Origin of the sequence: Salinadaptatus halalkaliphilus, from assembly GCF_006543045.1 — an archaeon.
Taxonomy (GTDB): domain Archaea; phylum Halobacteriota; class Halobacteria; order Halobacteriales; family Natrialbaceae; genus Salinadaptatus; species Salinadaptatus halalkaliphilus.
This window is the reverse complement of the sequence record NZ_RBZW01000067.1, coordinates 1-23,611: the sequence shown is the minus strand read 5'-3', so window position 1 is coordinate 23,611 and position 23,611 is coordinate 1. Positions and strand designations below refer to the sequence as shown.

The 23,611-nt window shown below is 62.9% G+C and carries 25 protein-coding genes; 7 read left to right on the top strand and 18 right to left on the bottom strand.

Annotation, left to right across the window (positions count from 1 at the left end; all coding sequences use genetic code 11):
* Positions 1–77: 77 nt before the first annotated feature.
* Entirely contained in the window at positions 78–1,907 is a 1,830-nt protein-coding gene (locus D8Y22_RS18975; RefSeq protein WP_141466247.1) for a histidine kinase N-terminal 7TM domain-containing protein, read from the bottom strand.
* Positions 1,908–2,192: 285 nt separating this feature from the next.
* Here D8Y22_RS18975 and D8Y22_RS18970 point away from each other — a divergent pair, with 285 nt between their 5' ends.
* Positions 2,193–3,854, top strand: a complete 1,662-nt coding sequence (locus D8Y22_RS18970; RefSeq protein WP_174811915.1) for a helix-turn-helix domain-containing protein — start codon at positions 2,193–2,195, stop codon at positions 3,852–3,854.
* A gap of 28 nt (positions 3,855–3,882) precedes the next feature.
* Here the strand turns inward: D8Y22_RS18970 and D8Y22_RS18965 are convergent, their stop codons facing one another.
* From D8Y22_RS18965 to D8Y22_RS18950, 5 genes are all read right to left on the bottom strand, one after another.
* Positions 3,883–5,034 (bottom strand): DUF7118 family protein, encoded by a 1,152-nt coding sequence (locus D8Y22_RS18965; RefSeq protein WP_141466245.1) that lies wholly within the window; start codon positions 5,032–5,034, stop codon positions 3,883–3,885.
* Positions 5,035–5,039: 5 nt separating this feature from the next.
* Positions 5,040–5,462, bottom strand: a complete 423-nt coding sequence (gene hisI, locus D8Y22_RS18960) for a phosphoribosyl-AMP cyclohydrolase (protein WP_141466244.1) — start codon at positions 5,460–5,462, stop codon at positions 5,040–5,042.
* A 50-nt stretch (positions 5,463–5,512) separates the two neighbouring features.
* Positions 5,513–5,917 carry a peptide-methionine (R)-S-oxide reductase MsrB gene (msrB, locus tag D8Y22_RS18955; RefSeq protein ID WP_141466243.1) on the bottom strand — a complete coding sequence of 135 codons (405 nt, stop codon included), beginning with the start codon at positions 5,915–5,917 and terminating at the stop codon, positions 5,513–5,515.
* Positions 5,918–5,999: 82 nt separating this feature from the next.
* Positions 6,000–6,161, bottom strand: a complete 162-nt coding sequence (locus D8Y22_RS22545; protein ID WP_174811914.1) for a hypothetical protein — start codon at positions 6,159–6,161, stop codon at positions 6,000–6,002.
* Between the two features lie 13 nt (positions 6,162–6,174).
* Entirely contained in the window at positions 6,175–6,762 is a 588-nt protein-coding gene (locus D8Y22_RS18950) for an HTH domain-containing protein (RefSeq protein WP_141466242.1), read from the bottom strand.
* A 147-nt stretch (positions 6,763–6,909) separates the two neighbouring features.
* Between D8Y22_RS18950 and D8Y22_RS18945 the strand changes: the two genes are divergently transcribed.
* The 4 genes from D8Y22_RS18945 (at position 6,910) to D8Y22_RS18930 (ending at position 11,293) form a co-directional block, all read left to right on the top strand.
* A complete protein-coding gene (locus D8Y22_RS18945; RefSeq protein WP_141466241.1) occupies positions 6,910–8,151 on the top strand; it encodes an ornithine cyclodeaminase in 1,242 nt (413 codons plus the stop codon).
* Between the two features lie 69 nt (positions 8,152–8,220).
* Positions 8,221–9,891, top strand: coding sequence for a bacterio-opsin activator domain-containing protein (locus D8Y22_RS18940; RefSeq protein WP_141466240.1), 1,671 nt, complete (start codon positions 8,221–8,223; stop codon positions 9,889–9,891).
* 119 nt (positions 9,892–10,010) lie between these two features.
* Positions 10,011–10,961, top strand: a complete 951-nt coding sequence (locus D8Y22_RS18935) for a phytoene/squalene synthase family protein (protein WP_141466239.1) — start codon at positions 10,011–10,013, stop codon at positions 10,959–10,961.
* A 128-nt stretch (positions 10,962–11,089) separates the two neighbouring features.
* Positions 11,090–11,293, top strand: coding sequence for a hypothetical protein (locus D8Y22_RS18930; RefSeq protein WP_141466238.1), 204 nt, complete (start codon positions 11,090–11,092; stop codon positions 11,291–11,293).
* Positions 11,294–11,373: 80 nt separating this feature from the next.
* Here D8Y22_RS18930 and cruF read toward each other — a convergent pair whose 3' ends face one another.
* The 11 genes from cruF to D8Y22_RS18875 form a co-directional block, all read right to left on the bottom strand.
* Complete coding sequence (gene cruF / locus D8Y22_RS18925; protein ID WP_141466237.1) at positions 11,374–12,339, bottom strand: bisanhydrobacterioruberin hydratase; 966 nt, start codon at positions 12,337–12,339, stop codon at positions 11,374–11,376.
* The gene (locus D8Y22_RS18920; RefSeq protein ID WP_246084513.1) at positions 12,332–13,147 is read right to left on the bottom strand and encodes a prenyltransferase; all 816 of its coding nucleotides are present in this window, start codon (positions 13,145–13,147) and stop codon (positions 12,332–12,334) included. The genes cruF and D8Y22_RS18920 overlap by 8 nt, the downstream gene beginning before the upstream one ends.
* Before the next feature lie 119 nt (positions 13,148–13,266).
* On the bottom strand, positions 13,267–14,751 hold the full coding sequence (locus D8Y22_RS18915) for a phytoene desaturase family protein (protein ID WP_141466235.1): 1,485 nt from the start codon (positions 14,749–14,751) through the stop codon (positions 13,267–13,269).
* Positions 14,752–14,946: 195 nt separating this feature from the next.
* On the bottom strand, positions 14,947–15,681 hold the full coding sequence (gene aglF, locus D8Y22_RS18910; protein ID WP_141466234.1) for a UTP--glucose-1-phosphate uridylyltransferase AglF: 735 nt from the start codon (positions 15,679–15,681) through the stop codon (positions 14,947–14,949).
* Positions 15,682–16,151: 470 nt separating this feature from the next.
* A complete protein-coding gene (locus tag D8Y22_RS18905) occupies positions 16,152–16,655 on the bottom strand; it encodes a PIN domain-containing protein (protein WP_141466233.1) in 504 nt (167 codons plus the stop codon).
* Complete coding sequence (locus tag D8Y22_RS18900; protein WP_141466232.1) at positions 16,652–16,963, bottom strand: ribbon-helix-helix domain-containing protein; 312 nt, start codon at positions 16,961–16,963, stop codon at positions 16,652–16,654. The genes D8Y22_RS18905 and D8Y22_RS18900 overlap by 4 nt, the downstream gene beginning before the upstream one ends.
* A gap of 154 nt (positions 16,964–17,117) precedes the next feature.
* The gene (locus D8Y22_RS18895) at positions 17,118–17,651 is read right to left on the bottom strand and encodes a DUF7437 domain-containing protein (protein ID WP_141466231.1); all 534 of its coding nucleotides are present in this window, start codon (positions 17,649–17,651) and stop codon (positions 17,118–17,120) included.
* Positions 17,652–17,930: 279 nt separating this feature from the next.
* Positions 17,931–18,440, bottom strand: a complete 510-nt coding sequence (locus tag D8Y22_RS18890; protein ID WP_141466230.1) for a DNA-binding protein — start codon at positions 18,438–18,440, stop codon at positions 17,931–17,933.
* On the bottom strand, positions 18,430–19,128 hold the full coding sequence (locus tag D8Y22_RS18885) for a nucleotidyltransferase domain-containing protein (RefSeq protein ID WP_141466229.1): 699 nt from the start codon (positions 19,126–19,128) through the stop codon (positions 18,430–18,432). The genes D8Y22_RS18890 and D8Y22_RS18885 overlap by 11 nt, the downstream gene beginning before the upstream one ends.
* Before the next feature lie 301 nt (positions 19,129–19,429).
* Positions 19,430–20,461, bottom strand: a complete 1,032-nt coding sequence (locus tag D8Y22_RS18880; RefSeq protein WP_141466228.1) for a hypothetical protein — start codon at positions 20,459–20,461, stop codon at positions 19,430–19,432.
* The gene (locus D8Y22_RS18875) at positions 20,454–20,951 is read right to left on the bottom strand and encodes a hypothetical protein (RefSeq protein ID WP_246084512.1); all 498 of its coding nucleotides are present in this window, start codon (positions 20,949–20,951) and stop codon (positions 20,454–20,456) included. Before D8Y22_RS18875 ends, D8Y22_RS18880 begins: the two co-directional genes overlap by 8 nt.
* A 250-nt stretch (positions 20,952–21,201) precedes the next feature.
* On the opposite strand from D8Y22_RS18875, the gene D8Y22_RS18870 reads away from it, so the two are divergent.
* Together D8Y22_RS18870 and D8Y22_RS18865 are read left to right on the top strand one after the other, a co-directional pair.
* Entirely contained in the window at positions 21,202–21,459 is a 258-nt protein-coding gene (locus D8Y22_RS18870) for a winged-helix domain-containing protein (RefSeq protein ID WP_141466273.1), read from the top strand.
* Between the two features lie 77 nt (positions 21,460–21,536).
* A complete protein-coding gene (locus D8Y22_RS18865; protein WP_141466227.1) occupies positions 21,537–21,812 on the top strand; it encodes a hypothetical protein in 276 nt (91 codons plus the stop codon).
* Between the two features lie 171 nt (positions 21,813–21,983).
* Here D8Y22_RS18865 and D8Y22_RS18860 read toward each other — a convergent pair whose 3' ends face one another.
* The gene (locus D8Y22_RS18860; RefSeq protein ID WP_141466226.1) at positions 21,984–23,432 is read right to left on the bottom strand and encodes an oligosaccharide flippase family protein; all 1,449 of its coding nucleotides are present in this window, start codon (positions 23,430–23,432) and stop codon (positions 21,984–21,986) included.
* Between the last annotated feature and the right edge of the window lie 179 nt (positions 23,433–23,611).

Below are 23,611 nucleotides of genomic sequence, written 5' to 3'. Positions count from 1 at the left end.
GACGGTGACGAGTCACCGATCACGTCTCGCTCGCAGCTGTGTCCGGTTTCCCCGACCGTACTCTCTCGTCTCGACGATCACTCGCCGGCTCCGCGTACCCCCGATTCGTCGATCTCGACGCCCGTCACCTCGAATCGTGCGCCGCCTGCCTCGCTCTCGGTAACCGTTATCGCCCATCCGTGGGCGTCGACGATTCGGGCGACGATCGCCAGTCCCAGACCCGTCCCCGCAGGCTTCGAGGTAAACCCCTGTTCGAACACTTGCGGTCGGTCCGATTCGGGAATCCCGACGCCGTCGTCTTCGAGGTAAAAGCCGCCGGGGAGCGCACCGACGCGGATTGTCAGGGTCGTACCGTTGATAGCCGCGACACTCGTCGAGTCCGACGAGGCTCGAGCCGACTCGGCCGTTTCGGCGGGCGAACCGTGGGACACCACGTTCTGAAGGAGGTTCTCGAGCAGCTGTCTGAGTCGACCCCGGCTCGCGAGAACGCGCATCGAGGAGTCGGCCGTCAACGTGATTCCACCGGACTCGATCCCGTCCCAGGCCTCCACTGCGAGCGAGTCGAGCGCGATCGGTTCGGTCTCGTCGATCGCTCTACCCTGGCGAGCCAGTTCCAACAGATCGTCCATTAGTCGCTGAATGCGCTCGGTCGAGTCGAAGATATCGTCGACGTGCTCGGGGTCGTTCGTCAGCTCGATCAACTGCGCTCGGTTCTCGATGACGCCGAGCGGCGTGGCGATATCGTGGGAGACCACCTCTGCGAACTCGTCTAAGTACGTGTTCTGCCGTTGGAGCTGTTGTGCTCGCGTGTGTCGCTCGGTGACGTCCGTCAGCGTGACGAGTCGCCCGACCGGCTGGCCGGACTGTTTGAGCCGCGTGACCGAAACGTCGATGACCTGGCCTTCGACCGTCGCGGTCCACTCGCCGTCCCCATCCTCGATCGCGGCTTCGGGGCTCGAAATTCCGTCGAGTTTGGCCTCGCCAGTAGTCGCGGTCTCGGCTTCGAATTCGAAACGCGTCCGCTCATCGAGGAGGGGGGCCAACACGTCCTCGACGTGTGCGTCGATCATCGCCGCCTGGCTCGACCCGAGCACCCTCCCAGCACCCTCGTTGGCGGTGACGATAACCCCGTTCTCGTCGCAGGCGACGACGCCGTCGTCCATCTGCTCGAGCACCGTCCGTCGTGCGATCGGAACGAGCCCGAACAGATCGAGACGGAAAACGGGCCAGGAAAAGGCGACGGCCGTCACGACGAACCCGACGTAGGTGGGCGTCGGATACTGCGGTGGGACGACCTCGAGAACGTAGACGATGCCGCCGGTCAGCGGCGCGAGGATACCCACGACCATGGCCCCGATCTGCCAGCGATGGACGCCACGGACATCGATCGCCTTCCGCGCCAACAGTCCGAGGCTCACGATCGCGTAGGCGGCGGTGTACGCGAAGAACGCGAAATAAGCCGGCCCGTGGTCGTTTACCGCCATCGCGTACGCGCCGCTGTCGTCGACGGCGACGGCGGTCCAGAACTGCCAGTGCAGGTCGTAGGTGAATACCGCGAGAATCGTCGCGAGTGGCGGGGCAAACAGCAGTGCGTATGTCCGGGCCGTCAGGATCTCACCCCGGCCGATGTAGACGAGAACGTAAGCCAACATGCATGCCGTCAGCGGTGCGAGCCCAAGATACTGGAGTTGGTTAAACAGCAGCTTCGTCTCGAGCGGGACAGCGGACAGTTCGAGGACGTACCAGCCAAGTGTTATTCCGATACAACCGACCAGCCCGGTCGCGAGGGCGGTACCGGGAACGCTGTCGCCCCGCCGCCAGCGAGCGAAGAGAAAGATGTAGACGACACAGAGCAGCCCGAACGTGAGCACGAGCGGCAGCGTAAACACGGTCCACTGCCATGCCATGGCTGACCCACACACGCCACTTGTCTATAACTTTCCATCGACACGACTGTCACGCGTACGGAACCGACAATTCGAACAGATACTACCACCATGCGAAGGTATCGTATTTATTATGATGGCCGGAAAACACAGAAAAATGATCCACCGTCGTAGACTCACCGAACACCCCTGGTGGAGGATTCGTTCGTCGCCGGTCACAACACGAACGCCACACGCTGCCCCCGAGCGAACATGACAGGCGGTGACGAAACGAGCCCGAACCCGTGCGGTAAACGACAGGATCAATTGGACGACCCACAGGATGCACTCGGCGACCGACGGGACGATGTCGACGAGATCGACGTGTTACTCGTCGACGACGACGACGCGTGGGTCGACTCGACCGGAACGGTGCTCGAGTACCAGCGCGAGGGGTTTTCCGTTACGACGGCGACCACGCTCACGGCAGCGGCGGACCGCTTCGCGTCGACCGATCCGGACTGTGTGGTCTGTGACTACCAGCTCGAACACGGCACCGGCCTCGAGCTGTTAGCCGAGGTCCGCGAGATCGATCCGAAGCGCCCGTTCTTGCTCGTGACCGGGGCCGGAAGCGAAGGGATAGCCAGCGACGCCATCGGTCGACAGGTCACCGACTACCTCCCGAAACGATCGCTTGCCGGCCGCGACGACGTGCTGGCACGTCGGATCGAGGCGACGGTCCGCTCATATCGAACCGAGCGGGCACTCGCCCGTGAGCGCCGAAGCAAGGAGACGATGCTCGAGATCGTCACCGCGACGACGTCCCGTGACGGACTCACGCGCAAATTCTGCCAACACCTCGTCGACGAGCGTGACTACGCTTGTGCGTGGATCGCCACTCGTGACGGGACGAACGAACTTCTCGTCCAGTCCATTGCCGGTGACGACGACGTTCTCGAGGCGGTGCTCGGCGCGGAGGGATCGGCTCGAGAGCCCGATCCGGCGCAGGCTGTGCTCGAACGCCGGGAACCGGTCGTTCTCCCACCAACGTGCTCGACCGCTCGAGGGGAATCGGCGGACGACCACCACGCTCGAGACGGGACGGACATCGACACAGCCACGAGGCGGTCCGAGTGGCACGAAATCGATCACGCCCACGACGTTTCGGGTGTGGCAGTCCCGATCGAACACGACGGAACCGTCGTCGGTGCTCTCACCGTGTACGCTGCCGACGGCGGCGAAGTCGACGACCGCGAAGTCAGCGTGCTCCAGGCGTACGGCCGGACGATCGGCTACGCGTTGCGGACGGCCGAGTGGAAACGGTCGCTCGTCTCGACGACACCGGTCGCCGTCGAGTACGAGTTCGGCGATGAACGGACGACGCTGAGCGCGTTCGCCACGTGCCTACCGGATGGGACATCGATTGAGATACTGACTGCCATCCCGCTCGAGGACGACTTGTGCTACATCATCCGCGTCGACTCGGGTTCAGCGTCGGCGATTCGCGCTGCTGCCGAGATGGTCGAGGGGGTCACGTCCGTCGCGGTCGAGGATACCAAGCGTCGGTGTGAGCTGTTCGTCTCCCGTCCGACTCCCGAAGGCGTCCTCGCCACACACGGAGCACGTGTCCTCGAGACGGTCGTCCGACGGGGACGGGTAACCGTGACCGTCGTCTGTCCGACCGACGCGGCCATTCAGGAGCTCACCGCTGCGCTCCAGGAGCGATATCCGGTGGCGACTGTCGGCTCGATCCGCTCGAGGCCCCATCCTGAACGGGAGCAGACCCTCGACGAGCTACTGGACTCGATGACGGAAAAACAACTGCAGGCGATCGAGCTCGCCTTCTATGCGGGATACTTCGAGCGACCGCGCGAGCACAACACCACGGAGATAGCCTCGAAGCTCGGCGTCTCCCGGGCGACGTTTACCCAGCATCTCCGCGCAGCCGAACGGAAACTTCTCACACAGATGTTCGACTCCGCATCGTAAGATAGTGTGGGGCGATTCGACGGATCGTTTAGACGGGATCGTCGACCTCGAGTGCGTCCTCGAGGGCGGCCCGTTCGGCCCGCAGTGCCTCGAGTTCGTCGTCGATGTCGCCGTCGGTCAGCCGGTCGCGCTCTGTGGGCGAGAGCTGGGCGACGGCCTGGGCGGCGGTCTGGAGCCGATCGTACTCGTCGTCGTAGGTCAGTCGCCGGACGTCACGGAGCAGCGAGACGGTCTCGGAGTCGCCGACGCGCTCGACGAACGGCCGGTACTCCCGCGTTCGCCGTCGAAGCTCTCCGGCCGGTCCCGGCGGCCACGCGATCGTCAGCGGTTCGGCGTCGATCCCGTCGAGATAGGTTTGCTGGGTCGCCACCCGTCGCTTGAGCCGGTCCGCGTCCGCGACGTAGTGGGCGAGCTTCGAGCGGGACTGGTCGGCGTACTCGAGCAACTCGGGGATGGTGTGTTCGCCGTCGGGGCTCGTCTCGACGTACTCGCACAGATCAGACGGGGGCTGGTCGTAGTCGACGAAGGGATACCAGCGACTGCGATCGAGGAGGGAAAAGATATCGCGTGCGGAGGCCTCGAGTCGGTAGTCGGCGAACGCCTCGCGGATCGCCTCGTTGTAGCTCTCGATCGGCTCCCGCAGGCGTTCGACTGGAGCGTCCAAATCGGCGGTGGCGAGTTCGAGCAGACGCTCTCGGTCGTCGATCTCGTCGTCGATCTCCCGCAGCCGTTTCGCGGCCGCGGTTCGGGCCTCGTCGACGGCCCCGCGGGCGGCCTCGCGTTCCTCCAGCAGGTCCGAATACCGCGCCGCCGGCTCGAGTTCGTCGTGAGCGCGTTCGAAATCGGACTCGCTGAGTCGACGTTTGTCGATCGCCTCGAGGGACTGCTCGAATGCCTCGCGTCCGCGCAGGTCGTCGGGAAGATTCTCGACGAGCGCGGCGAACTGGCCCTCGAGTTGGACGTAGGCTTTGAAGTTGTCGCGGCCGGTACCGGTGGCCCGGTCGACGTAGTTCTCGAGCAACTCCGTCGCGTTGCGGTAGGCGCGGGCGGCGTGTTCGACGGCGTCGCCGCCGTGGGTTTCGATCTCGCGTTCGGCCTCGGCGTAGCGTTCGCGAGCCGCCTCGAGGGCCTCGAGGGGCGTCTCCTCCTCGGTCTCGGGGCGGCGGAGACGTTCGGACATCGTGGTTACGCCTCGTAGACCGCGTCGGGATCGAACACCTGTTCGCCGACGTTCTCGACATCGACCATCGTGCCCGACGAGTCGCCGTTCGTGTCGCCCACGGAGACGCCGTCGATCGCCCGGTAGAAACAGGAGCGATGCCCGGTGTGACAGGCCCCGCCGTCCTGCTCGACGACGTACAGCAGCGTATCGGCGTCACAGTCGACCCGTATCTCCTCGACGCGCTGGACGTGGCCACTGGTCTTGCCTTTCTCCCAGAGTTCGTCGCGGCTTCGCGAGTAGTAGTGGGCTCGACCCGTCTCGTGGGTTCGCTCGAGCGCTTCGGCCGAGACGTACGCGAGCATGAGTACCTCGCCGGTCTCGGCGTCCTGTGCGACGGCGGGAACGAGTCCGTCCGCGCCGAAATCGACCGTCACGTCGTCCTCCATGCTCGAGTGGTTGGACGACGTGGCGATAGGTCTTTTGCTGCTTGCGGGTCCTACACCTCGTCGAACTCGAGGGCGGCGGAGTTGATGCAGTAGCGTTTGCCGGTCGGTTCGGGGCCGTCGTCGAAGACGTGCCCGAGGTGACCACCGCAGGTGCCACACAGCACTTCGGTGCGGCGCATGCCATGGCTGGTATCCAATCGAGTCTCGATGCGGTCGCCGGCGGCGTCGTAGAAGCTCGGCCAGCCGCTGCCGGAGTCGAACTTCGTCTCTGAGTCGAACAGTTCGGTGCCACAACCGGCACAGGCGTAGCTTCCGTCGGCCTTGTGATCGACGTACTCGCCGCTGAACTTCGGCTCGGTGCCGGCCTCGCGAAGGATGCGATAGGCCTCCTCGTCGAGTTCCTCGCGCCACTGTTCGTCGGTTTCTGGAAGGTCCGGGGTCGACTCCTGGCTCATACGTCTCCCTTGGCGCGTGACGTTGAAGAGTCTGTCCACGCACGAGGCGACCGCGTGGAAATCGAGTGCAGCGCTCGCGACGTTATCGGTGTGTGATAACGTCGGTACTCTCGCAGTTCGGACACTGGGTCATCCGGCCGAGCTTCGGTACCTCGAGTCGTAGCCATTCCTCGCCGCCGCCGGGAGCCTCGAAGCCGCAGTTTCGACACCGTGAGAGTCGGGCTGTGGTTGAATCGCCGGACATACGCACCACTATGTTATCGAGTCCCATATGGGTTGCCCACCCGTGGACCAGCGAACTCGTCACGCTCCGTGCGTGGTTCGGTTCGGTCACCGTCGCCCGTCTCCCGCGGGTTCCCGCGGTTGCCGTCGAATCGGACGACAGTCTCCGAACCGGTACCCGACTCGAGGACTTCGAGTCGGTCGAAGATGTCCACCGTTCGATCGCCGTCCCGGCAGGGCGCAACGTGGACGAGGTCGTCGCCGTCGAACTCGGCGAGTGCAACCGCCGGGAGCCGCCAGACCTCGCGGTTCGCTCCTGTCAGCTGCGAGTGGGTTTGTCGCCGTCGAAAGCAGGGTTCGAGCCGACGATCGTTCTCGGCGGCCCACGCCTCGAAAGCCTCGAGGCGAGACTGGATGCGCTCGAGTTGTGAGACCTGCTCGGAGAGCGACGAGGATTCGAACGTGTCGCCCCAGACACCCACTGTCACTCCCTCGACGACACCACGTTCGTCGAGTTGCTCGAGCGTATCGAGCGCCCGTTCCTGGTTCGAATCGGGGGCTGGCGACGTACATCCCCGGATCCACAGTTCGACGGTCCGCGACGCTGGGTGGTCAGTAGTCACGATTGATCGCTGGTGTGGGCATCGACGACCCTGTACAAAAGTATTGGTCGACCTCTCAACGGGCGTGAACGGCCGGCTCGGAGACCAGTTTCAGCCGGCACTGATCGAACGCACAGATTGACGGACTGTGGCAACGAATGGCAACCAATGACCGTCTCACAGACCGTCGAACTCGAGGGTCACATCATCGACTCGGGGACGATGGGTGCCTGCTTTGCCATCGTGATGGACATGGGCGGCGAGTTCGATGTCGACGCGTTCGAGGTCGGCCGCCACAAACACGAGGAAACCTACTGTCGCATGCGCGTCCTGGCGGACAGCGAGGCCGATCTCCGGGCGATCCTCCACGAACTCAACCAGCAGGGCGCGACCGTCGCCGACCCCCGCGACGCGGTCCTCGAGCCCGCACCGGCCGACCAGGTCGTTCCCGTCGATTTCTACTCGACGACGAATCATCCGACGTTCGTCCGCGTCGACGGCGAGTGGCTCGCCGTCGAGAACGCCGAGATGGACTGTGCGCTCGTCGTCGACCGAGCTGACGACGACGGAACGCCTCGCGTCCATACCACCGTCCTGAACGCTATCGAGGCAGGCGACCTCGTCGTCACCGGTGAAACCGGCATCCGGGTCGAGCCGCCCGAGCGGCCTCGGGAGGCCGACGGATCGTTCGGCTTCATGCAGGGTGGCGTCTCGAGCGAGCGCCCCTCGACATCGCTGATCGAGGAGATCGCCGACGAGATGCGGTCGGTTCGGGACGACGACGGCAGCGTTCTCGCCGTCTGTGGCCCGGCGATCGTCCACGCGGGCGGCCGAAACGCGCTGGCCGATCTCGTCCGTGCGGGCTACGTCGACAGCCTGAGCGCCGGCAACGGCTTTGCCGTCCACGACCTCGAGCGCGACCTCTATGGCACCTCGTTGGGGGTCGATACGGAATCGCTCGAGCATCCGCGATCGGGCCACAAACACCACATCTACACGATCAGTGAAATCGTCCGCCTCGGCGGCATTCCGGCGGCGGTCGCCGAGGGCGTCGTCGAGGAGGGCGTGATGTACGAGTGTGTCGACAACGATGTCTCCTACGTTCTCGCGGGGTCGATCCGCGACGACGGGCCGCTTCCCGATACGATCACCGACGCGGTCGAGGCCCAGGACGCGATCCGCGAGCAGGCTCGCGAGGCCGACCTCGTACTCATGCTCTCGACGCTGCTTCACGCCGTCGCCGTCGGCAACTGCCTTCCGTCGACCACCAAAACCGTCTGCGTCGATATCAATCCGGCAACCGTCACCCAGTTGCTCGATCGCGGCAGCGCACAAGCCGTCGGGATGGTTACGGACATCGGCACATTTCTGCCGATGCTGCGCGACGAGCTACTCGAGCACCCAAATTAACAGCCGGATGACTGGTTCATCGGTCGATATCCGCGTGCGTTAAGGTTGCTCTCTTCGTACTGTCGAGTGATGTCCGCTGGGAACGAGCTCGCTGCAGCGACCCTCGAGACGCTCCCGTTTTCGGTCGCCGTCATCGATAGCGACGGCAAAATCGTACTAACCAACCGAGCCTGGCGCGAGTTCGGATCGGACGATTCGACCGACTACGTGGGAGTAAACTACGTCGCGACGGCCGCGATGAGCGAGGACAATGATAGTCACGCCAGTCGTGCGGTCACCGGCCTCGAGGCCGTTCTCGAGGGGGACCGCGACCAGTTCGCGATGGAGTATCCGTGCCACTCGCCCGACGAGAAACGGTGGTTTACGATGCGGGCGATTCGGTTCACGGTCGATGGTGCGGTTCGGGTTGCCGTTGCCCACCTCGATATCACCGACCGGCGGCTGGCCGAGATCGCTGCCGAGGACTCGGCCAAGCGCGCCCGGGCTGAACGCCAGGCGCTCGAGCACGTTCTCGAGCGGTTAAACGGACTGGTCCAGGACGTGACCGATACGGCCGTCAGCGCCACCTCGCGCGAAGCGATCGAACGGCGCGTCTGCGACCAATTCGTCGAGACCGATCCCTACGTCGGCGCGTGGGTCGGTCGTCTCGACGTGACGAGCCAACGGCTCACCCCGCAAGCGTGGGCGGGCGCCACGGAGTTCGAGGGTGCCGATGGATCCACGATCGATGACGAAATTACGCTCCCAACTGTCAACCACGACGGCGACGCCACTCATCCCGCCGTTCGCGCGATCGAGACCGGCAAGTCCCAACGCTTCGAAGACGAGACCGCGGGCGAGGATGTCGATTGGTGGCCCGCCGGAACCGACCCTCCCGTTCGATCCGTCGTCGCGGTCCCGATCAGCTATGGCGACGTCTCCTACGGCGTCGTCGTCCTCTACGTCGCCGACACTGGGGCAATCACCGAGCGAGAGCTGGCGGTCCTCGACGCCCTCGGCGGGACGATTTCGACCGCCATCAACGCGATCGAAACCCAGCGAATGGTCACCAGCGACGGCGTCGTCAACGTCGAACTCGCGATCGAAGACCCCGATCTGTTCGTCACTGCACTCGCCGACGAACTCGGGACCAGTCTCGAGTATCGCGGCCTCGCCTACGACGAGGGAACGCCGCTTGCGTTCGTCCACGTCGATCGAGCCGACTTCGCCGAACACGAGGGCGACGTCACCGAGGCGGCGACCGCCGTCGACGCCATCGTCGATGCAGCGGTGGTTGCAGCCTACGAGGACAGTCTCCTCCTGGAAGTCGCACTCCGTAGCGGGCTCGTGACGACGCTCGGCGAACACGGCGTGGTGATCCGTCAGCTCACGGTTTCCGACGGGATCGCCGACCTCGCTCTCGAGGCCGGAAACGGGCAGGCCGCTCGGTCGATTTACGACGTTCTCGAGGAGCGTTACGACCGCGTCGAGCTCCTCAGCTATCACGAGACCGAACAGCCCTCGCGGACGCCCTGGGATCTCGCCGCGACCGTCGAATCGGAACTCACCGACCGCCAGCAACTGGCGCTTCGCAAGGCCTACGCTGCGGATTACTTCGCATGGCCGCGTGCCGTCTCTGGCGAGGAACTGGCCGCGTCGATGGATATCTCGCGGTCGACGTTCCACCAGCACCTCCGCTCGGCACAGCGCAAGCTCGTCGAGGCGCTGTTCGACGGTGGCATCGATTACTCCCTCGAGTAGGGACCTCAGGTAGGGGAGTATCGGCTCCCTACCGCGGTAATCCCTGACTAGTAGGGGAGAGGTATTTTATAGACATTTGTCGTAGAATTGGCATCCGACCCCATCGGAACGGAGCCATAATGCATCAACGACAGATCGACGCGAGCAAGGCGATACAGAAGCGGACCGGGAAGACGTTCTACCTCGCGACCAGATTCCTCCCCGAGCGAGTCCGTCACGCGACCCACGTCCTCTACGCGTTCTTTCGTATCGCGGACGAAATCGTCGACGATGCCGCCGGCGTTCCCCCGGACGAACAGCGCGCCGAACTCGAGTCGCTGCGGGCACAGGCACTCGGCGAAATCGAGGCCGAGGACCCAGTGCTCGAGGCGTTCGTCGAACTTCGCGACCGCTACGACATCGCCGACGAGACGGTCGACGAGTTTATCGACGCGATGGCCGCCGACATTACGACCAGTCAGTACGAAACGTACGCCGACCTCGAGGCGTACATGCGCGGCTCGGCGGCCGCCGTCGGCGTGATGATGACCGCGATCATGGAACCGGCGATGAACGAGACGGCCCTCCCCCACGCCAGACGGCTCGGCGAGGCCTTCCAGTTGACCAACTTCCTGCGGGACGTCCGCGAGGATGTCGTCGACCGCGACCGCATCTACATTCCCCGGTCGACGCTGCGAAATCATGGCGTCTCGACCGAGCAAATCGAGCGCCTCGAGCACTCGGAGGCGTTCGCCGCGGCGATAGCCGACGAACTCCAGCGCGCTGAGGATCTCTACCGAGAGGGGGTCGCGGGAATCCGCTATCTCCCCGAGGACTGCCAGTTGCCGGTGTTGCTCGCGGCCGTCCTCTATGCCGAACACCACGCGCTCATCCGCAACCAGGAGTACGACGTGCTCTCGAGTGAGCCGTCGCTATCGACGACCCGGAAGCTGTGGTGTCTCGCGAAGACCCGATGGCACTGGCACTGGAATCGCGACCCCGAGGCCGTCTTTCAGCGCGTCTCGGCGATCCCGACGGTCGAGCCGGAGCGGCGAGGGCCGGGCCACGAAGGGAGCGTCCCGACCCGATAACGCTCGCGCCATCGCCCGGTAATTCACTTGCTGCGTGCATGCAGATCGGTTCGAGCAAGTCACGAGTATTTCAATGCCCTCGATATCATGGCTGCGAAATTGTGGGTTGGCAGATCCAACGGTGGCGTATGAGTACGCAATCAGGTCACAAGACGGCGACCAGACAGCCCGAAGCCGACCCCGTAGTGATAGACGACCACGACGCCGTGGCGATCGACCGAGAGATGGCCCGAACGGCTGCGGCCGGCCTCGGCATCTGGTTGGCGCTGACGTTTACCGCGGTCGGGCTCTTGCTGGTGTTCGGGGATCCGATCAGCAGTGTGTTCGTCTGACCGGCGCCAGTCGTCGGCGGTTTTCGCCGAACCCACTCGAGGACGGTTCTCGCCGACGGATTCGGGAATCGCGAGTCGCGTCACCCGCTGCGGCCGGGGACGGCCGTCCGCACCATCTCGAGGTCGTATCGGTCCGTCCTCGCGAGGCCGAGACAGAACGCACCGGCGACGGCGGCGGCGACCCAGTTGCCATAGAGCAGGTTGATCCCGCCCCACAGCAACACGAAACTCACCAGATCGTCGAGGATGAATTCGCAATCGCGGACGCGCTCGAGCAGCGCGGTTCGATCGAACGCCAGATCGACGAGGACGACGGCGACGCTGCCGGAGATGAGCCAGCCGACGTAGTTCGAGACGGGGACGCCGTAGTAGATCCCCGGCGGTTCGAACGCCCAGAAGCCGATGGCGACGGCGGCCGGATCGAGGACGAGATCGATCGCGACGACGGCGGCGATCGCCGTCGGCACCCGAACGACGGCGCGATTTCGCCACGATCCCAGGACGAGCAGCGTCAGCAGGTAGGCGTTCAACACCAGCGGGATGAAAAACACCGGCAGCGCGAGTGGCACCTCGCCCAGTACCATCGGCCCGAGCTGAATCGTATACTCGAAGGCACCGTAGGGCCAGTCGGTTCGCACGCCGACGAGTTCGATCGCGTAGGTGTAGATCGTCAAAAGGCCAAGCGAACCGAGCGCCCACCAGCCGATCCGGGGTGCAAGCCCGACCAGCAGCGGCGACCGCATCACCAGCGTCCCGAACAGGATCAACAGCGGATTGTACGCGAGCGGGGCCGGCAGCCTCCCTTCGGCGCTGGCGACCAGCGTCACCGCCCCGACGAGCGGGAAGACGACCGCGATCGTGAACCGATTCTCCCGAATGACGCTCTCGAGGCGACGCTGTACCGTTGCCCGCGTCGTCGACCCGTCATCGGCTGCCACCGTCGACCCCGTCCCAGTAGCGTGCTCGTCGATCGGGCGACCGGTCGGAGGGTCGTGACTGGTCGGGGACTCGTCGCTCGATTCTCCACCAAAATCGGATTCATCCATGCAGAATCACCCAGAGTCCACCGAGAGAAAGTACGGTGCCGACGACGGTGTTGATCGCCGGAAACCACCAGTAGGCGCGATCGACCGAAACTGACGTGGCGGCGATGACGGCGACGAGGGCCGGATAAACGGCCATTACCGCCCCCAGGCGGTACTCGAGCGCGCCGAAGGCCAGGACGCTCCCGAGCCAGCACACCCCGCAGTAGGCGTAGGTTCGACGCTGGCCAAGCACCGTCGCCGTCGTCCGGATCCCGGTTTCCCGGTCGGGTTCGATGTCCGGAATCGCCGAGAACGTGTGCATCCCCATCGCCCAGAGCCATCCGCCGACGACGGCCACAAGTGGCGGCTGTGAGCCGGCGATAGCGACGTAGGCCGCGCCGGCCGGGGCGATATAGAGGCCGTTCGAAACCGAGTCCAGCAGCGGCGTTGTCTTGAACCGAACGGGCGGCGCGCTGTAGGCCGCCCCGAGAACGAGGAAGACGCCGACCCAACCCAGCGCTCCCGGCGGGAGCAACGGGACGAGCGCCAACGAGAGCGCTGCCGACGCGACGACGGCGATCGGGACGGATCGCTGCCCGCGGTAGCGGACTTCTCGCTCGTCCTTTTTCGGATTAGCCGCGTCGATCTCCCGGTCGAAGACATCGTTGATTCCGTAGAGGAACACGTTCGCCGGCACCAGGAAGTACGCAAACAGGGCGATCGCCGCCGGTGCGAACAGTTCCCCAGTCGTCTCGGCCGCGTAGACGACCCCGACGACGACCGGCCCCGCCAGATACAACCAGAACCGCGGCCGCGAGAGCGTCAGCAGATAGCCACATTGCGACCGAAATCCCCGGACTGCTCGAGGGGCCCCGGAACCGGCTCCTCTCCCCTCGTCGGTTCCGGTTCCGTCGTCGCTCCCGCGCGCGGAATCGGCCGAATCCCCAGTCACGATCCGTGATCCGCGAGCACCGTCTCGGCCGTAAGCTCTCCGCTGATGAGACACATCGGCATCCCGATGCCCGGCGTGGTATCGCCCCCGACGAAGTAGAGCCCGTCGACTGCTTTCGATCGATGAGGCGGGCGAAAGAGCGCCGTCTGGCGAAGGGTGTGGGCCAGCCCCAGCGCGGTCCCCTCGAAACTGTTGTACCGCTGGGCGAAATCCGAGACGCAAAAGCGCTCCTCGAGGACGATTCGATCCCGCAGGTCACAGCCGGTGTTCGCCGCGAGATCGGACAGCACTCGGTCACGGTATCGATCCCGCGTCTCGGGGCCGTCCTCGAGACCCGGCGCGATCGGGACCAGCACGAACAGCGCGCTGTGGCCCGCCGGCGCGACGCTGTCGTCGGTTTCGGAGGGCACACAGACGTAGTAGGCCGGATCGTCGGGCCACTGGGGATCCTCGAAGATCTGGTCGAAGTGTTCGTTCCAGTCGGTCGGCAGGACCAGCGTGTGGTGGGCAAGCTCCGCGACATCGCCCTCGACACCCAGATAGAGCAGCAACGCCGACGGCGCGTACGTCCGAGACTCCCAGTAATCGGCGTCGTAACTGCGCTGTTGGGGAGCCAACAACTCGCGTTCCGTGTGGGCGTAGTCGGCGTTGCTGACCACCAGATCCGGTCGCAGCGGTTTCGACGGCGTCTCGACGAGAAACGCACCTTCCCGACCCTTGATCGCCGTCGCCGGTCGACCGGTCTCGTACGTGACGCCGAGTTCGCGACCGAGATCGGCGATCCCGTCGACGACGCTGCCGATACCGCCCTCGGGGTACCAGACGCCGAGATTGAAATCGACGTGGCTCATCAGGTTGTACAGCGCCGGCGTATTCGTCGGCGACCCGCCCAGAAAGACCAGCGTGTACTGCATGATCTGTTGGAGCTTCGGATGTTCGAAGTAGTCCTCGACGTGACCCTGCATCGAGCCGAGCAAGGACAGGCCACGAGCCTGCCGTGCCACGTCGAGATCGAGGTAGTCCCGCAGTTGCGTCCGATCCTCATAGACGAAGTGTTCCATCCCGACCTCGTAATTCTCCCGGGACTTCTGGAGGTAGCGCTCCAGGGCGTCGCCGGCACCGGCTTCGTACTCCTCGAAAATGTCTTTCGTTCGCTCGAGATCGGGCGTCACGTCGACCCGATCGCCATCCTTGAAACAAATGCGGTAATGTGGGTCGAGATGGGTCAGTTCGTAGTAGTCACTCGGCGTGCGATCGAAGTCGCCGAAAAACCGCTCGAAGACGTCCGGCATCAGATACCACGACGGCCCCATATCGAAGCGAAAGCCGTCGCGCTCGAGGCGACTCGCCCGCCCGCCGAGTTGGTCGTTCTTCTCGATAACGCGGACATCGGCACCCGCGTCGGCGAGATAACAGGCCGTTGCCAGCCCACCGAACCCGCTCCCGATCACGACGACTGACTCGCCGGCCAGCGATTGCATACCCTACGTGAATAGGGACTAGGGCATAAACGTGGGACACACATAGTGAGGACGACTGGTCCGATCGACGGACACTCCCCACCGCTTACAGCTCGTCGCCGATCCGCTTTCGAACGGCCAGGTCGTCGTCCGCACGCGCCGCCAGCAACTCACGGAGTCCGCGGCCGACGCCGACGCGAGGACCACCTCGAGGCGTTACTCCGCCGGTGTCGGTGTATCGGCGTCCTCGAGTCGCTCGGCGGCCCGGTCGCGATCGTCTGGGTAGCCGACGTCGATGCGCCAGCCGTCCATCCGGATCGCGTCGATCGTCCGCCCGGACTGGATCAGCAGATCGATCGCGTCGGGCAGTTCGTACTCGCCGCGGTCGGAGGGCTGGACGAGGTGACAGGCGTGGAAGATCGCAGGGGTGAACGTGTAGAAGCCGGTCATGACCAGGTTCGAGGGCGGCTCGTCGGGTTTTTCGACGACCTCGACGATCTCGCCGTACTCGTTGGTGTCGAGCACGCCATAGCGTGAGGCCTCCTCGTAGGGAACCTCTTCGACGAGAAAGGCCGCGTCCGCGCGATCTTCCTGTTGGCGGTTGATCACGTCCCCGAGGTTCCCACGGAAGACGTTGTCGCCGAGCATCAGCATGAAGTCATCATCGATGTGGGGCTCGGCCTGAAGGATGGCGTGGGCGAGACCGAGTTGTTCGCGCTGGTGGGCGTACGTGATCGGAACGCCCTCGTACTCGTCGCCGTAGCGCTCGATGATCTGTTCTTTCTGATACCCGACGACGACGATAAACTCGGTCGCGCCGATCTCGAGGAGGTTGTCGAAGACGTCCTCAATGAGGGGTGTGCCGTCGACCTCGACGAGGACCTTCGGCTTGTCGTCGGTCAGCGGCCGAAGGCGGGTGCCCTTGCCCGCGGCCAGCACGACTGCTTGCATACTCTACACGGTTCGGATGTGGTCGTATATATTTTGTGAGCGAACCGGTTGGTCGTGTTTAGTTTGCACCCTTGTCTCCCAGAAATGGCTGTGACCACCACGAAAGCCCCTGACTCGCTCGACCCACCGGGGCTCGCTGCGCGCGCTCCTCCGTCGCGTGCTTGTTCCGAAAGACTCGCTTCGCGTCGTTCGGCTCACCGTCGCCCGGGAGGGATCGAGGCGAGTCAGCCCCTTTCATTCCCACCCCGCGATGGCCGATTGGTCAGGCGACACGGGTGGGAATGAAAGGGGCTGGCGCTCACGGGGAAGGCGCGTGACGTAAGCACCGCAACGACGTGAGGAGCGCAGCGAGCGCACCGACCCGAGAGCGCCAGGGGCTTTCGTGGTGTTTGTTGCTTGTATCGATAACTCACGGTATTATCTAAACACTACCGACCGGTTCCCGTGTCTGGCTTCGTCGGTACTATCGATCACTCGAACAGGCGTGTCGCCTGATGAACGTACGCGTTACCGCCCCAACTCCGTCGCTCTGCAATGCCATCTAGCAGGTCTTTGGCCGCCGATGCCGAGAGGTCACCGTCGACGACGAACGCCTTCAGGAGCCGAGGCGTCGTTACGAGTCGAGCGTCAGAGAGCGACGCGTGGACGAGCGCGAGCTGGTTGTATTCGTCACAGTAGAAGAACGCCGCTTCGATATCTTCGGCTAACTGTACCGCCGCGTTTTCGCCGTCGTCGAGCGGGAAGTCCGAATCGAGGTCGACCGCGCTGACCGTTAGTCGCTCCTGTTCGTCGAGAATAGCTCGTGCCGCCGTTCCGTGTTCGTCCTCGTACGCAGCGATCGACTCGAGTTCGTCGATCACGTGTTCCGGGGCGGTGACGTCGTACCCGTTCAGGAGTATCGGGAGCGCGGTGTGCCGTGCATCGTCGGTACTCGCGATACTGACGAGTGCGGACGTGTCTGCGACGAGGATCATTCGTCGAGCGCGGCCGCGAGGTCGTCACTCAGCTGATCATCGGTCAACTGACCTTTGAGCACGCGGAAGTTCTGCGCGGTTTCGACGCCGACGATCGCTTTCACCTGCTCGTACTCGAGTCGGTCCTCGTAGTACGCGTTCGCGATCGCCTGCTGAACGGGCGCTTCGTCACTGGCGTTCGCGAGATACTCCCGGAGCGCCTCGACGAGGACGTCAGTTCGGTTCTTGTCCTCCGCGATGGCGAGCGCGTCCGCCTGTTCGATCAATCGCTCGGGCGCACGAAAGTGGACGCGAGTACTCGAACTCATACATGTACATTGTGTGCACGATACCGTAGTTCTGTCGGTGGCCTCGGGTCATGCTCGCGATCGTGTCAGTTCACTCGACGCGGTACGTCGACGTCGGTTACTGGAAGCGATGCCAGTGAACCCGATAGATACTGATCAGCGAGGTGGACCGCCGTCATTCGTCGTCGCGGTGGTCGAGAACGACCGGCTCGAGCGCCTGCAGAACTATCTCCGCTTCCATCACCGAACAGTCGAGTTCGCGAGCGGCGAGTCTCGCGTTGACCGTCCCGTCGACGAATTCGCGAGCGTACTCGAGGGCCATTGCGAGTCCGTCGATTCCGTGACGCTCGAGATAGACGGCGATATCCTCGTTCGTCTCGCTTCTGGCAACTGCATCCACGAGCGCCGCCGTGATCGTCCGCTGGTCTCCCTCGACCGTGATCGTCACGGACAGCGGTTCGGCGCGGTACTCGTAGGGCCGTTGCGATCGCGTCTTCATCACGAGGTCCGCGGCCTCGAGCCGCCGGACGTAGTCGTAGGCAGTCCCCTGGGGAATCTCGAGGTCAGTGACGATATCGTCGACCGTCGCGCCGTCGGTCCGGAGAACGTACACGTAGATTCGAGCGAGCGACGTGTTCTCCAGGAGCTCGATCGCCGTTCGAAGCCGCTCGATCGGCACTCGAGTCCCGGGCGACGTTGATTGGGACATCTAATTACGAATTATGGATAATTCGCAATAACTGTTTCCCTCCTTGGTTCAGGACCCGCCGTGGACAACCGTCGTCTTCGGCGGAAGCCTCGAGCGCGTCCCGCTGTGGACTGCCGAGACTGCTCGAGAGAAGGGATGCAGGTTACCGGATCCTGCGAATGACACCGAGACACTCGCCGTGGGTATCTGTAGACTGTCGGTCCAGATCAGACGCGAACAATACGAGCGTCGGTGGTCGCTCCCGGCTCAAGTGGATCGACGGCAACCGATAACCCGAAGTTAGTGTGTCTGGCTACAGCGACACTCGTGGGAATACTGCAGGTGTTGGACGGTATATTCGTGGATTTCGACGGCAAGGTGAAACAACGCGTCCGCCTGTTCTGCAGTCGCAACCGTATCCCGATAGTACGCGGCTGAGCGGTTGTCGGAATGCATCTGATAGAGTTCATCGCAAAGCGACTGTGAGAATAGTCCGAGTGCTGCCGCCCGATCGTACGCGTATCGGTGGGACTGGAAATCCCCGACAGTATCGGTGGACTGAACGAGGACGTACCACTCGAGCGTTCGTTCGATCGCCGCGAAGGACATCTCTATCACGCTCGTATGATACCCGTCGTTCGCTCGGAGCGTTCGACTGGCCTCGAGTAGCCGACACGCTTTTCGAAGCTGTGTGATCTCCGGATCGTCCGGCTCCAGATCGGCTTCGTACGTGGCACCAGACCGATATCCTCCGAACGCCTCCTCGGCATCGCGAAGCGCCGCGACGATTGAAGACGGGTCACTCGGCATCGCTACGCACCTCTCGCTTGAACCGACGGAGCGTCTCCGTCTCGTACAGCGTAATACTCGAGGCGAGCACGTCCGTGAGTCGATCGCTGACGTTCAACGCGGATCGAGCCGATTCCACGAGGATCTGAAACTCGTATCGATCGCCGGCGAATCGCGTCTCTGTGAGATCTGTCCCGATTTCGTTCGCTCTCCGCTGGTTCGTCGCGCGATCGCTCTGGACGAGTACCCACAGATCGATGTCGCTTTGCCGATCGGCCTCACCGCGAGCGACGCTTCCAAAAACGAGGATGCCCACGACATCGGCCAATTCGTCCTGTAATCGGTCCAGTGCCGTTCGAACGGGCGCGTGAAATTCGGACTGCGGAATCCGAAGCACCGGATCGTCGGGTTTCGTCAGTCTGTTGCGGTCGATCGAGACGTGCTTTCGATTCCCTTCCGCCGAGACGGTCACGAGCGCGTTCGACTCGAGTACGCCGACTGCGTTCGAGATCGCGGGGTGACTGTACCCCACAAATCGACTCAGCTCTCGGATCGTGAACTCCTCGTAGGGGTTGTCCGCGAGGATCCGAAGCACCCCGTCGGTCGCTTCGTATCTGTACAAGTCGTTATCAGCGGCCGGTATCGGGACAGTGATTGACATTCCGTACTGGGATTCACCGCCCCCATCTGTTTCACCTTCAGCTTCCATGGTAGCGTATGGATTCTATTCATATTTATATTTTATATAGGCCGTCTCTCGAGTTGGCGAAGTACGCCATCGTCTCGAATCGTCTCGGTGCGTCATCGGATCGATGTCCGTGGACAACCGTCGTCTTCGGCGGAAGCCTCGAGGGCGTCCCACTGTGGACTGCCGAGACTGCTCGAGTCGGGACAACCACGGCTACCGACACGAGCTAGACGGCCGCTGGCGTGGGGTCGCGTGGTGAGTCAGCGCGTGGGGACCTCGCTTGAGGCGTGCTCGAGGTGGGGGTACTCGCGGGCGTCCACGGTCAGCCGAGGACGTCAGCTGTCTCCGGGTCCGGGGCGTCGGGTTCGCGGTCGTTCGATCGATCGCTCGAGCTCGAGTCGGACGGGGTACCGCTCGAGGCGGATGGTTTACTGCTCGAGTCAGACGGCGTACTGCTCGAGGCGGTCGTCTCCCCCGGGATCTCGGCGTCGGCCGGGAGGAGCAGCCGGCGCTCGGTGTACTCGAGACCGTTCTTTCGCTGGGTACGCTTGCGGACCGCGAGGCGGTGGTTCGAGAGCTCGAGGATGGCGTCGATCGTCCTGGAGACGAGTTTCTTCGCGTAGGCGTCGCTCGTTCCGGGTTCCTGTCTGCGGATCCAGTGTTTCAGATCGCCGGCCGTGACGTACTCCCGGACGGACTTGCAGCCCTCGGTCCAGGGATCGTCGTCGACGGCGGGGTCGGCGCGGGCTTCCCAGAGTCTCGCCGCGAGTCTGGTCGGCAGGGCGTCCGTGCTCGAGCGCCGCAGGTCCGCGTCCAGTCTGGCGAGTTGCTGGATCGGGAGGAGATCCGCGTGGGCGAGCGCGACAGTCGTCTCGCGCTCGAGCGGGTCGTCGTCGTTCGGCAGCCGAACGTAGCGCTCGCCGTCGGACTTGGTGACCCGCTCGAGGCGGTCGCCCGGAACGTCGACCTCGTGGACGTCGACGTTGGATGCGCGAAGGTGGGCCCCCTTCTCGAGTTCGCGCGCCTGCAGCTCCTCGAGACGGGCCTTGGTGGCCCCCGTGCGGTTGCGGGTGGCTTCGGTGAGGGCGTCCAGGCGCTCGGTCTCGGACTCGCAGCTCTCGAGGCGTCGGTCGGAATCCTGGAGCTGGGACTCGAGGTCGGCGATCCGGGCCTCGAGCGTGTCGACCGTTTCGGTCCGGTCGGCGAGTTCGTCCTCGAGATCCGTGACTCGTGTGTCGAGGCGTTCGGTCTCCGCCCGGAGGGTGCGGAGTTCCTCGAGGACGGTCTCGAGGGATGGATCGGCCGCGGCGGCTTCGGGGGCATCCGGGGCAGCGTCGGCGTCGGTCTCAGTCATCGGTCCCCTCGCTGTCGTCCGGTCGGTCGTCGGTGGCCCGGCTCTCGTCTGAACCGTCGTCGTGAGTTCTCGGATCGGGTTCGGAACCGTCCGTGGAGTCGGCCGACTCGAGTTCGGTCGCGTCGGATTCGTCGTCCCGGTCGCGCTCGAGGCGGTCCGACTCCGGGCCGGAGTAGACCGTCACGCCGCCCTGTGCATCGGCGTCGCTCGAGCCCTCCGGACGGTAGGGAATCACCGCGTCCGGTCCAAACAGGCGGAGCCCGAGCTGGCTCGTCTCCGCTCTGATCTCGCGACACCGTCGACGGGCCTCGCGGCGATCGGACTCCGTGGGCGGCTGGCCATCGATCTCGAGGTGTGGATCGTGGAGGGCCTCGAGTAACGCGTGAGTGAGTGTGTCGAGCGTCTCGAGGTGGGTTCGGATGGTACTCGAGGGGGTCGGTTCGTCTCGTCGGTCGGGGCTTTCATTACCCCGTGAATCGTCATTTGACATGCTTCCGTAGGCTTGTTACGGGAGCTTCTCGCGGGCTCGGTGCTGGCGGCATCGGCCCGCTATTCCGGACTTGTGAGCGGTACGTCCGTACTCTTGCTTCCGTATAGTTATCTAACAAGTTTGATCCACTTATAGACTAGCGTATCTACGTCGCTTCCACGTACGAAATAAGTTGTTCAGTCGAGGGACCAGCCACAATTAATGTTCACCAGTGGGACGACTGCCTCGAATGCGCCCCCGACCTGCGTGGATGTCGCTCAAAGATGGACTCATCCTCGAGTTCCTCGCGGAACACGACCTCGAGCTTCCTGCGAAGCCACTCTATCAGAATCTGAATCGTCACGGTCACCAGATTGGCTATTCGACTGTGCGCCAGCGGCTGAGTGTACTCGAGGAACACGGGCTAGTCGAGAAAGTCGACGATGCAGGATATTATCAGGTTAGCGAGAAGGGGATAGCGTATCTGGAGGAGGAGTTGGATGCGAGTTCGCTCGAGGGCGACGATTGAACGCTGGGCGAACCATCGAATCGGTTCGCATCCGGACCGTGGAAACGTTTTCCGGGGTACGAGTGTAACTGCGACGTATGGCGACCGCGGTAAAAGTCGACGAAGACGCGAAATCGCACCTCGAGGAGCTACAGGCAGAGATCCGTCTTCGAACGGGCCAGAACGTCACACAACAGGAACTGCTCACGCGATTGATCGACGACGCGTACGAATCCCGCACCGACGTCATCGACTCGTTTCGTGACTCGACGGTGCCACTTTCGGCGGACGAGAAAACGGCGATGCGTCAGGGGCGGATGCGTTCGGGCCTCGAGATGGACGAGGCCGATATCGACGATATTCTTTACGGATGACTGTCTCGTCGACACCGGCATCCTGTATCAGATCACGACGTCGATGCGAGATGCTCCGGGGTTCTGCCGCGGTCTTTGTCGACGCCGTCTCGATTTTCGAACGGTAGGACGATCAGGCCTCGAGTCCCGACAGCGACGGGCTCGATCCGGCTACAGTCTAAGTGAGCCCTGTTACGTCGGCACGAACGGAACGTCGAATGGGAGATTGTTCGTGACCGTCGTTCGGAACCGCCTCGAGATAACCAGTAGAATGGTGAAGTAAACGGCTGCGCCGAGACTGACAAGCAACAGGACAAATACAACGTTGAAGTCGTCAACCCATCCCAGATTTGTTTCGCCAAGTTGGCGGGCAACATAGACGACTACACCCATGCTAATGGCAGCGATCGACTGACGACCGATTTCAGAATAGGGCAAGTGAGTGTCAATGAATTTCCTGACGTAGTAGAGCGAGAGAACGAAACCAATAGCTGTAGAAGAGGCAGTAGCGATTGCAGCACCGAACCAGCCGATTGAGTAGACGAGAACAACATTGAGAACAATGTTCGTGACGATAAATGCACCGTTGGCTCGGAATGCGAGATCGGGACGATCTATCGCATTGAGGGTATTCAAGAGCTGTTTCGTGTAGGTATAGACGGTTAATCCAACAAGTAAGATGACAAGAATCCAATGGCCGATGTCAAAACCTGGGCCATAGACCAGCATCAGTCGATCACCAAGAATGGCCGAGCCAACGATCCCAGGGATGAGGAAAAGTCCGGCGAAAGTAAGTGCGTCGTTCGTAAGAGTCGCGATCATATCCAGATCATCCTGAGCAGATCGTTTGCTCATTTCAGGGAAGAGCGTCTTCTGGATTGCACTTCCAAATATCTCGAGGAATTTCGATAGTGAGTACGCAACGGCATAAATTCCAGTAAGTCCAGCCGGGACAAATAGTCCCAAGATAAGGATATCCGCTTCACTGAACGTCTTTTTTCGCATGCTCCCTAGCCAAGAAAATTTTGCGAAATCAAACAACCGAACGACGTGTCTCCACTGGGGACGAACGATGGACGGTCGAACGATCCAGAGTCCGATCGTAGCCATCACTGCGGTCCCGATAGCGTGTCCAAAAAGCATTCCGGAAAGCCCCCAGCCGGCAAAAACGAGCGCAACCATTGCTACGCTTCTTCCAGCCTCTTTCAGCGTACTGAGTGGTGCATAAACGTGAACTCGATGTGTACCTTTAAGCGCAGAGCTGATCAGTCCACTGAATATTGAAACAATTAGCAAGAGGACAACGAACTCGGCAACTGGTTGGCCAACGTAGGAATTTACTTGCTCCTGAAAAATCAGTACACCAACCGCAACAACGGTGGTGAGTATCCCTTTGATCGTCGTTCCTGCAGCAAGGTAGGCGTCTGGCTCTTCGTCCTCGCTCATTCGCTTGACGATCGCATCGCCGAATCCGACGCTCTTCACGACACCTAGCCAGGAGACCAGTGCGAGTGTGATCGCATAGAATCCGTAAATTTCCACTCCCAGCGTTCGCGTAAAGTACACCGTGGCGAGAAAGCCAATAACGGAGATAGCGAACTTCGAAATGACGTATATAATGGAGGTCTGGCCGAGGCGCATGGAAGACGTACGGTTGTGTCTCTCGTGGGACGAACTAAGTACTTCTCACTTTCAGGCTTGGATCGTTACTGATGATTTCAGAGTCAGTACCTCACAAATCAGCCTCAGCTAACCGGCGCTGAAGTGTGATTTGCCGCCGAATCAGAGCCGAATCTGTTCTCCGTAGATCTACCCGACAA

Bases quoted from the DNA above. Each gene is read 5' to 3' on its own strand.
- D8Y22_RS18975 (WP_141466247.1), bottom strand. From the start codon at position 1,907: ATGGCATGGCAGTGGACCGTGTTTACGCTGCCGCTCGTGCTCACGTTC.
- D8Y22_RS18965 (WP_141466245.1), bottom strand. From the start codon at position 5,034: ATGTCCGAACGTCTCCGCCGCCCCGAGACCGAGGAGGAGACGCCCCTC.
- hisI (WP_141466244.1), bottom strand. From the start codon at position 5,462: ATGGAGGACGACGTGACGGTCGATTTCGGCGCGGACGGACTCGTTCCC.
- msrB (WP_141466243.1), bottom strand. From the start codon at position 5,917: ATGAGCCAGGAGTCGACCCCGGACCTTCCAGAAACCGACGAACAGTGG.
- D8Y22_RS22545 (WP_174811914.1), bottom strand. From the start codon at position 6,161: ATGTCCGGCGATTCAACCACAGCCCGACTCTCACGGTGTCGAAACTGC.
- D8Y22_RS18945 (WP_141466241.1), top strand. From the start codon at position 6,910: ATGACCGTCTCACAGACCGTCGAACTCGAGGGTCACATCATCGACTCG.
- D8Y22_RS18940 (WP_141466240.1), top strand. From the start codon at position 8,221: ATGTCCGCTGGGAACGAGCTCGCTGCAGCGACCCTCGAGACGCTCCCG.
- D8Y22_RS18935 (WP_141466239.1), top strand. From the start codon at position 10,011: ATGCATCAACGACAGATCGACGCGAGCAAGGCGATACAGAAGCGGACC.
- D8Y22_RS18930 (WP_141466238.1), top strand. From the start codon at position 11,090: ATGAGTACGCAATCAGGTCACAAGACGGCGACCAGACAGCCCGAAGCC.
- cruF (WP_141466237.1), bottom strand. From the start codon at position 12,339: ATGGATGAATCCGATTTTGGTGGAGAATCGAGCGACGAGTCCCCGACC.
- D8Y22_RS18915 (WP_141466235.1), bottom strand. From the start codon at position 14,751: ATGCAATCGCTGGCCGGCGAGTCAGTCGTCGTGATCGGGAGCGGGTTC.
- aglF (WP_141466234.1), bottom strand. From the start codon at position 15,681: ATGCAAGCAGTCGTGCTGGCCGCGGGCAAGGGCACCCGCCTTCGGCCG.
- D8Y22_RS18905 (WP_141466233.1), bottom strand. From the start codon at position 16,655: ATGATCCTCGTCGCAGACACGTCCGCACTCGTCAGTATCGCGAGTACC.
- D8Y22_RS18900 (WP_141466232.1), bottom strand. From the start codon at position 16,963: ATGAGTTCGAGTACTCGCGTCCACTTTCGTGCGCCCGAGCGATTGATC.
- D8Y22_RS18895 (WP_141466231.1), bottom strand. From the start codon at position 17,651: ATGTCCCAATCAACGTCGCCCGGGACTCGAGTGCCGATCGAGCGGCTT.
- D8Y22_RS18890 (WP_141466230.1), bottom strand. From the start codon at position 18,440: ATGCCGAGTGACCCGTCTTCAATCGTCGCGGCGCTTCGCGATGCCGAG.
- D8Y22_RS18885 (WP_141466229.1), bottom strand. From the start codon at position 19,128: ATGGAAGCTGAAGGTGAAACAGATGGGGGCGGTGAATCCCAGTACGGA.
- D8Y22_RS18880 (WP_141466228.1), bottom strand. From the start codon at position 20,461: ATGACTGAGACCGACGCCGACGCTGCCCCGGATGCCCCCGAAGCCGCC.
- D8Y22_RS18875 (WP_246084512.1), bottom strand. From the start codon at position 20,951: ATGTCAAATGACGATTCACGGGGTAATGAAAGCCCCGACCGACGAGAC.
- D8Y22_RS18870 (WP_141466273.1), top strand. From the start codon at position 21,202: ATGTCGCTCAAAGATGGACTCATCCTCGAGTTCCTCGCGGAACACGAC.
- D8Y22_RS18865 (WP_141466227.1), top strand. From the start codon at position 21,537: ATGGCGACCGCGGTAAAAGTCGACGAAGACGCGAAATCGCACCTCGAG.
- D8Y22_RS18860 (WP_141466226.1), bottom strand. From the start codon at position 23,432: ATGCGCCTCGGCCAGACCTCCATTATATACGTCATTTCGAAGTTCGCT.